Here is a 5,236-nt window from a genome sequence, read left to right as displayed (position 1 = left end):
CCCTGCGATGCCAGGCATTTGCAAGATCGGCAAAACGAGGCAGGAGGATGTAGGCACTCGGCTTAGCCAGCTCTACACTACTGGCGTTCCAGTTCCATTCAGCTTGGAGTATGCTTGTCAGGTTGACGACTGTGATGCCGTAGAAGACGCGCTCCACACTGCATTTGGCCCTTCCAGGGTCAATCCCAAGCGAGAATTCTTTCGAATCGAGCCTGAACAAGCAATTGTAATTCTGAAGCTGCTGAATACAGCAGTTGATGCCACTGCAGAAGCCTCCTCTGAGCCAACTGGCATCGACGAACAGTCCTTGCAGGCCGCAAAGACGCTCAGATCACGCCGTCCAAATCTGAACTTTGAGGAGATGGGAATACCCAACGGGGCAACCCTCATCTGCACGCGAAATGATTCAGTAGTTACGGTTGTGAATCCCAAAAAAGTCGACTACGAAGGCGAGCAGATGGGACTTTCAGTTGCGACTGCAAGAGCAATGGGCACCGATTATAATCTTAACCCTGGAACGTACTGGACTTATGAGGGCAGAACAATAAGCGATATCTACAATGAAACCTATAGCGACGGCGATTGATTCCTTCATTTCCATCCGTCTAACACCGCCATTCACCCGAGCCGCCTCCACGAGGCTATTTTCTTCGGCGAGCACACCTTGCGGCCAGGTGATGGCCAGCGTTAGGTTTTGCCGCTGGTCTCGGTCAATCGAGATATCGCGCTTAATCAAGTTCAATTCGGAGGAAATCTATGAAAGCTATTGTATACACAGTATACGGGCCGCCGGATGTGCTTCATCTTCAAGATGTAGAAAAACCCACGCCAAAAGACAGTGAAGTCCTGATCAGGGTCTACGCGGCAACCGTCACAGCAGGGGATGTGAATGTTCGCGGGTTTACCTTTGTCCCTCCCGGCTTCGGGCCTCTACCACGATTAATGTTTGGTCTACGCAAACCTAAAAAAACAATCTTGGGGACTGAACTGGCCGGAGAAATTGAAGCCGTCGGCAAGGACGTGACGTTGTTTAAGAAAGGCGACAAGGTTTTTGGGATAGGCTCAGAAATATTCGGTGCTTATGCCGAGTACACCTGTCGACCGCAAGCAGGGGCGCTGGCCATAAAACCGGCCAATCTGACCTACGAGGAAGCCGCCGCCGTTCCTTTTGGAGCAGTTACCGCATTGTATTTCTTGAGGGATATGGCCAAACTTCAGCGAGGACAAAAAGCCCTGATCAATGGCGCTTCTGGAGGGGTCGGTACGTATGCGATCCAGCTTGCCAAATACTCTGGGGCGGAAATTACCGGGGTATGCAGCACCGCGAATTTGGCATTAGTAAAATCTCTGGGAGCCGATAAAGTCATTGATTACACCAAAGAAGATTTCACCCAAAGCGGTGAGACATACGACATCATTTTGGACACGGTCGTAGGCAAGACTTCGTTTTCACGTTGTAAAGGCTCACTCAAGCCAAAGGGACTTTATCTTGCAGTGGCCGGCGGGCTGCAAGAGATGGGCCAAATGCTATGGACTTCCATCACAGGCGGCCAGAAAGTAATATTTGGTTCGCCCCCCGAGCGCAAAGAAGAGTTAATTTTCCTCAAAGAGCTGATTGAAGCGGGGAAGATAGAATCGGTCATTGATCGGCGCTATCCGCTGGAACAGACGGCCGAGGCGCACCGGTATGTCGACAAAGGACACAAAAAGGGAAATGTAGTCATCACTGTGGAACACAGTGGCATAACCTAACAACGGGTTCAGGCGCGTTGCTCCGCTGCGCGCCGCAACGCGCCTGAACCCGACCGTTAGTACAGCAAGTGATTTCCCTCAAATCTGGCCTGTAGCAGCTCAAGCCGATTCATCAGCTTTTGGAGCTTCTGCTCCTTCCTCTTTTTGACACTAGGTGATCCATCAAAGTGGCTCATCTCATTGCCCAAGAGATAGTCAACAAAGTCTTTGGGCTCGCAAGGCTTGGCTCCCATCCACTTGTGGAAGTTTCGATGAATACTGCTGCTGATGGCGATTAGGTTTTCTTCATAGGCTGCCAGGTCGGGACGTGAGCTGGCATCGAACAGATGATGCGCCTCGAGTTCAACTGAATACTGTTCGGATTCAGATGGTTTGTAACCGGAGATGGCACAGCCAGATCCATCTTTGCGTAGTGCCCTCTGACGAACCTTGTCCTTCGCTGCCTTAACCCTGGCTTCATGGCTTTCAAGCAACTTTCGCTGGACCTCAAAACATTCCTCTGCAACATCGGCAACAGCTTTTACCCAAGCCTTACGCGCCTTGGTGATCCTGCCTTTATCCCTCATTGTCTTCGCCAAACGCACGATGCCGCGCTGGCTCCAATGTCGTTGGTCTTTGCCCTCAAAGCTATCAAAATGAACACCGATTTCTAATCCCTCAGCACCTTCTAGACCAGAACTTTCTTCTTGAATTCTTGTAATGGTGCCAGCCATCCCTTTGCCGTTGGTGCCCAGCACCCTCACAACAGAGCGCTGTTCAAGAAAAACCAGATCACCTCGGATCTGGATGGAGCTTCGATCTTGGGTGACTTGAATGATGCGCCGTTTGACGAGTGTGCGCGTCACCCGCGCACGATGCTGGGTGAAGAACTCATAAATCTTGGCCAACATGCTTCCACCTTCTTTCTCCTCCAGATACTTGGCGATAGCCATCACGCCTTCTTCGTAAAAGCGACGGCTGCGAGCTTGGCCAGGTTCGTATTCAAAGAACTCCCCTTCAATGAGCTCCCATTCATCATCAGCATGGGCATCAAAGAACTGGCAAATACCACTGAGCTTCTTCGCGCTGATGCCAAGGATTCTTGCTGTTTCCTGAAAGGAGAAGGCATCACGTGATCGGTTGGATGTCGTCGTCATCAGCTTGTTTACAGAAAGGCAAGAAGGGAGTCACGCATTTTCTGGAGCCGCTCCATCACTCGCGGATCGCCGCCAACATCGGGATGGTGTTCCTTGGCAAGCCTGCGGAAGGCATCTTTGATGTCATCGGCACTGGCTGTTGAAGGATCGAGTGAGAACACATGCCACGGCCTGAAATTTTCTAAGACATCGATGCCGTTAATGGATGTTTTGCCAGTTTTGGCGCGCTCGCTATGGGGAACTCCAACCCACTCCCGATAGAGCTTTAGCCAATCTGCCTTTGTTTTCAGATCAAATGTTCGGCCCGCCATCGCGAGGTTGAACTCACTTGATTTGCGCAGCTCAGTAGCGTTCTTGCTACCAAACACCTTGCACACTGAGGCTTTTAGCTCTGTCAGCGTGAGAACAGGTTCAGGGAACGGCTTTCCGTTGATGAATTCTGCGAATGCCAACAGGCTGTCGGCATCCGGAGCCCCAGCCGAGAGGATCTCTTCGATCCTTGCTAAGACCGCTGGCCGATCGAGTTTCTTGCGCGCTGGCGTCTTGGTGGCCACGGCTCAGTTGTGCTGTTTGCCCTTAATACCCCCCCGAACGCCTCCGCGGAGGGATTTGTCATCACCTGTTCGCTTGGGAATCAGATGCCAGTGCGCATGAAACACCTTCTGCCCCATGCTGACGCGGGATAGGCATCGGCGATGAAGAGCGCCAGCTCGTTCTCCAGCAGCACTCGTAGCGGTGCCCAGAACGCCGGCGACCCCAGCGCTGTCGACCTGGCTGATCCGCTGCCCGGCTCGGCTTGCGCACCACGCCGTGCCGCCGAAAGGAGCCACAAATCGCTCACCGGCCTCATCCTCGACAGCGCCTGCCTCGCTGCCGAGCAAACACTCCTTGATCAGCGCCTGTTCAAGGTCTTTCGATCCCAAGCCCAGGCTCTGATGGATCTGCTGGAGCGTCCTGAACAGGTCAATCAAGTTCTGCAAGATCTGTTCACTCGCCAGGTGCAGGGCATGGGACGTTTCCCGCTGCCTGTGGTCATCCTTGCCAGGCTTGTCGTTTAGCGCGATCCGGCGGACGTTGCTGATCGCCGAGCAGGCTGGCTTCTACACACGGTTCGGATTCATCCCATCGCCACTGCGCCAGCAGCAACTGCTTCTGCTGCTCAAAGATGCAAGGAAGACCCTTATTGCGGCGTCTCAGCCGGTGCATCAAGGGCATGACCTTCACCGTACAAGCCATGGCTAAAGTGGTTGTGGCGCAACAGTTGGGGCACAGCGCAAGTGGCGTTGGCCCGTCAGGAGAGGTCATGGCCGCTTCTGAACAGCTACCAATGGCTCAGCGGTTAGCCGGCATGACTGCTGCTATCCGCGCGCTGATCCCAGACGCAGAGGTGCGCCTGTTCGGCTCAAGAGCTCGAGGAGAGGCTCGTGCTGATTCAGATGTAGACCTGCTGATCACTGCTCCAGATGACTGGCTTGCAGGGCAAGACCGCTTCGCCTTGCTTGCCGAACTCTGGGGAGCAGTAGCCCAACCTGACCTGTCGGTCGATCTGGTGCTCCACTCCAATGGAGAAGCCGCACGTCGCGTGCGGGAGCCTGGATCCCTAGTACATGAGGCCATCCGCCAGGGTGTGCTCAGTGATTACTCCTGAAGCCGTGTGGGGTGTGGACATAACCGAGCTCCTGCCGCTACGTGCATTCAGCACCTTCTCGGTGCAGTGCCGCTACGACGATGAGACCGACGAACTGGGCTTGGATCGCACAGCATGATGCGCCCAAGCAGAGGCACTGATTGAGCAGGTGGAAGCTCAGTTCGGGTGATTCGTTGCTCTGCTGTTCCGTGGCAATCAGCATTGAGGCCGGTGTCGCCGGCTATCGGGCAGTCCCTAACCCTCAGCCGCTTTGCCCTGGGGGCCCGCGATGCCCTGGTGCTGGAGCGCCTGCCGCTTCTTCCTTTTGTTTGAGCGCGAGGATCTGATCCAGGTAGCGAGAGAAGCCCTGCAGCATCAACTGCGCGACCGGGTGCGGCTGGTGCGCATCCCGCGCCGGCTGCATGAGCAGGGTCAGTGCCCCCTGGGTCACATCAGCCCGCAAGTATCCGAATGCAGACCGTGAATGGGCGTGGCAGTGGGTGTTCCCCCAGCAGAAGCGATGGTGCGACAAAGAATCTGGTGATCAGGGGCGACACCACATCGATCCGAGCCTGGTACAGAAGGCTGTGAAAAGGGCAGTACTTGAAGCCGGTGTGACCAAAGCGGCCAGCTGTCACACCTTCCGCCACTCTTTTGCCACTCACCTACTGGAGAGGGGCCAGGACATACGCACGATCCAGGAGCTGCTCGGTCACAAGGA

Annotated in this window: 9 protein-coding genes; 6 read left to right on the top strand and 3 right to left on the bottom strand. The window is 54.7% G+C overall.

Annotated elements, in window-relative coordinates:
• On the top strand, positions 1-586 hold a 586-nt coding region (locus tag KBY72_RS14260), incomplete at its 5' end, for a GIY-YIG nuclease family protein (protein ID WP_254993850.1).
• 170 nt (positions 587-756) lie between these two features.
• Positions 757-1,752, top strand: a complete 996-nt coding sequence (locus KBY72_RS14255; protein WP_254993849.1) for an NAD(P)-dependent alcohol dehydrogenase — start codon at positions 757-759, stop codon at positions 1,750-1,752.
• A 56-nt stretch (positions 1,753-1,808) separates the two neighbouring features.
• Here the strand turns inward: KBY72_RS14255 and KBY72_RS14250 are convergent, their stop codons facing one another.
• Both KBY72_RS14250 and KBY72_RS14475 read right to left on the bottom strand, forming a co-directional pair.
• Positions 1,809-2,888 (bottom strand): hypothetical protein, encoded by a 1,080-nt coding sequence (locus tag KBY72_RS14250; protein WP_254962136.1) that lies wholly within the window; start codon positions 2,886-2,888, stop codon positions 1,809-1,811.
• 8 nt (positions 2,889-2,896) lie between these two features.
• Positions 2,897-3,442 carry a J domain-containing protein gene (locus KBY72_RS14475; protein ID WP_254962135.1) on the bottom strand — a complete coding sequence of 182 codons (546 nt, stop codon included), beginning with the start codon at positions 3,440-3,442 and terminating at the stop codon, positions 2,897-2,899.
• Between the two features lie 141 nt (positions 3,443-3,583).
• Here KBY72_RS14475 and KBY72_RS14240 point away from each other — a divergent pair, with 141 nt between their 5' ends.
• A complete protein-coding gene (locus KBY72_RS14240) occupies positions 3,584-3,946 on the top strand; it encodes a DUF1778 domain-containing protein (RefSeq protein WP_254962134.1) in 363 nt (120 codons plus the stop codon).
• On the opposite strand, the gene KBY72_RS14235 is transcribed toward KBY72_RS14240, so the two are convergent.
• Positions 3,921-4,103 (bottom strand): hypothetical protein, encoded by a 183-nt coding sequence (locus tag KBY72_RS14235; protein ID WP_254962133.1) that lies wholly within the window; start codon positions 4,101-4,103, stop codon positions 3,921-3,923. The genes KBY72_RS14240 and KBY72_RS14235 overlap by 26 nt on opposite strands.
• Positions 4,104-4,191: 88 nt before the next feature.
• On the opposite strand from KBY72_RS14235, the gene KBY72_RS14230 reads away from it, so the two are divergent.
• From KBY72_RS14230 to KBY72_RS14220, 3 genes are all read left to right on the top strand, one after another.
• Positions 4,192-4,536, top strand: coding sequence for a nucleotidyltransferase domain-containing protein (locus KBY72_RS14230; RefSeq protein ID WP_254993848.1), 345 nt, complete (start codon positions 4,192-4,194; stop codon positions 4,534-4,536).
• A 268-nt stretch (positions 4,537-4,804) separates the two neighbouring features.
• Entirely contained in the window at positions 4,805-4,999 is a 195-nt protein-coding gene (locus KBY72_RS14225) for a hypothetical protein (protein ID WP_254993851.1), read from the top strand.
• Positions 4,938-5,236: tyrosine-type recombinase/integrase (locus KBY72_RS14220; RefSeq protein ID WP_254993847.1), on the top strand; the 299-nt coding region annotated here is incomplete at its 3' end. The genes KBY72_RS14225 and KBY72_RS14220, both read left to right, overlap by 62 nt.

Origin of the sequence: Cyanobium sp. BA5m-21, from assembly GCF_024346235.1 — a bacterium.
Classification (GTDB): domain Bacteria; phylum Cyanobacteriota; class Cyanobacteriia; order PCC-6307; family Cyanobiaceae; genus Cyanobium_A; species Cyanobium_A usitatum.
Note: the sequence above shows the minus strand (reverse complement) of the source record. Positions and strands in the feature narration are given on the sequence as shown.

Coding starts and splice junctions, on each gene's coding strand:
- KBY72_RS14255 (WP_254993849.1), top strand. CDS start 757: ATGAAAGCTATTGTATACACAGTATACGGGCCGCCGGATGTGCTTCAT.
- KBY72_RS14250 (WP_254962136.1), bottom strand. CDS start 2,888: ATGACGACGACATCCAACCGATCACGTGATGCCTTCTCCTTTCAGGAA.
- KBY72_RS14240 (WP_254962134.1), top strand. CDS start 3,584: ATGAAGAGCGCCAGCTCGTTCTCCAGCAGCACTCGTAGCGGTGCCCAG.
- KBY72_RS14235 (WP_254962133.1), bottom strand. CDS start 4,103: ATGCCCTTGATGCACCGGCTGAGACGCCGCAATAAGGGTCTTCCTTGC.
- KBY72_RS14230 (WP_254993848.1), top strand. CDS start 4,192: ATGGCCGCTTCTGAACAGCTACCAATGGCTCAGCGGTTAGCCGGCATG.
- KBY72_RS14225 (WP_254993851.1), top strand. CDS start 4,805: ATGCCCTGGTGCTGGAGCGCCTGCCGCTTCTTCCTTTTGTTTGAGCGC.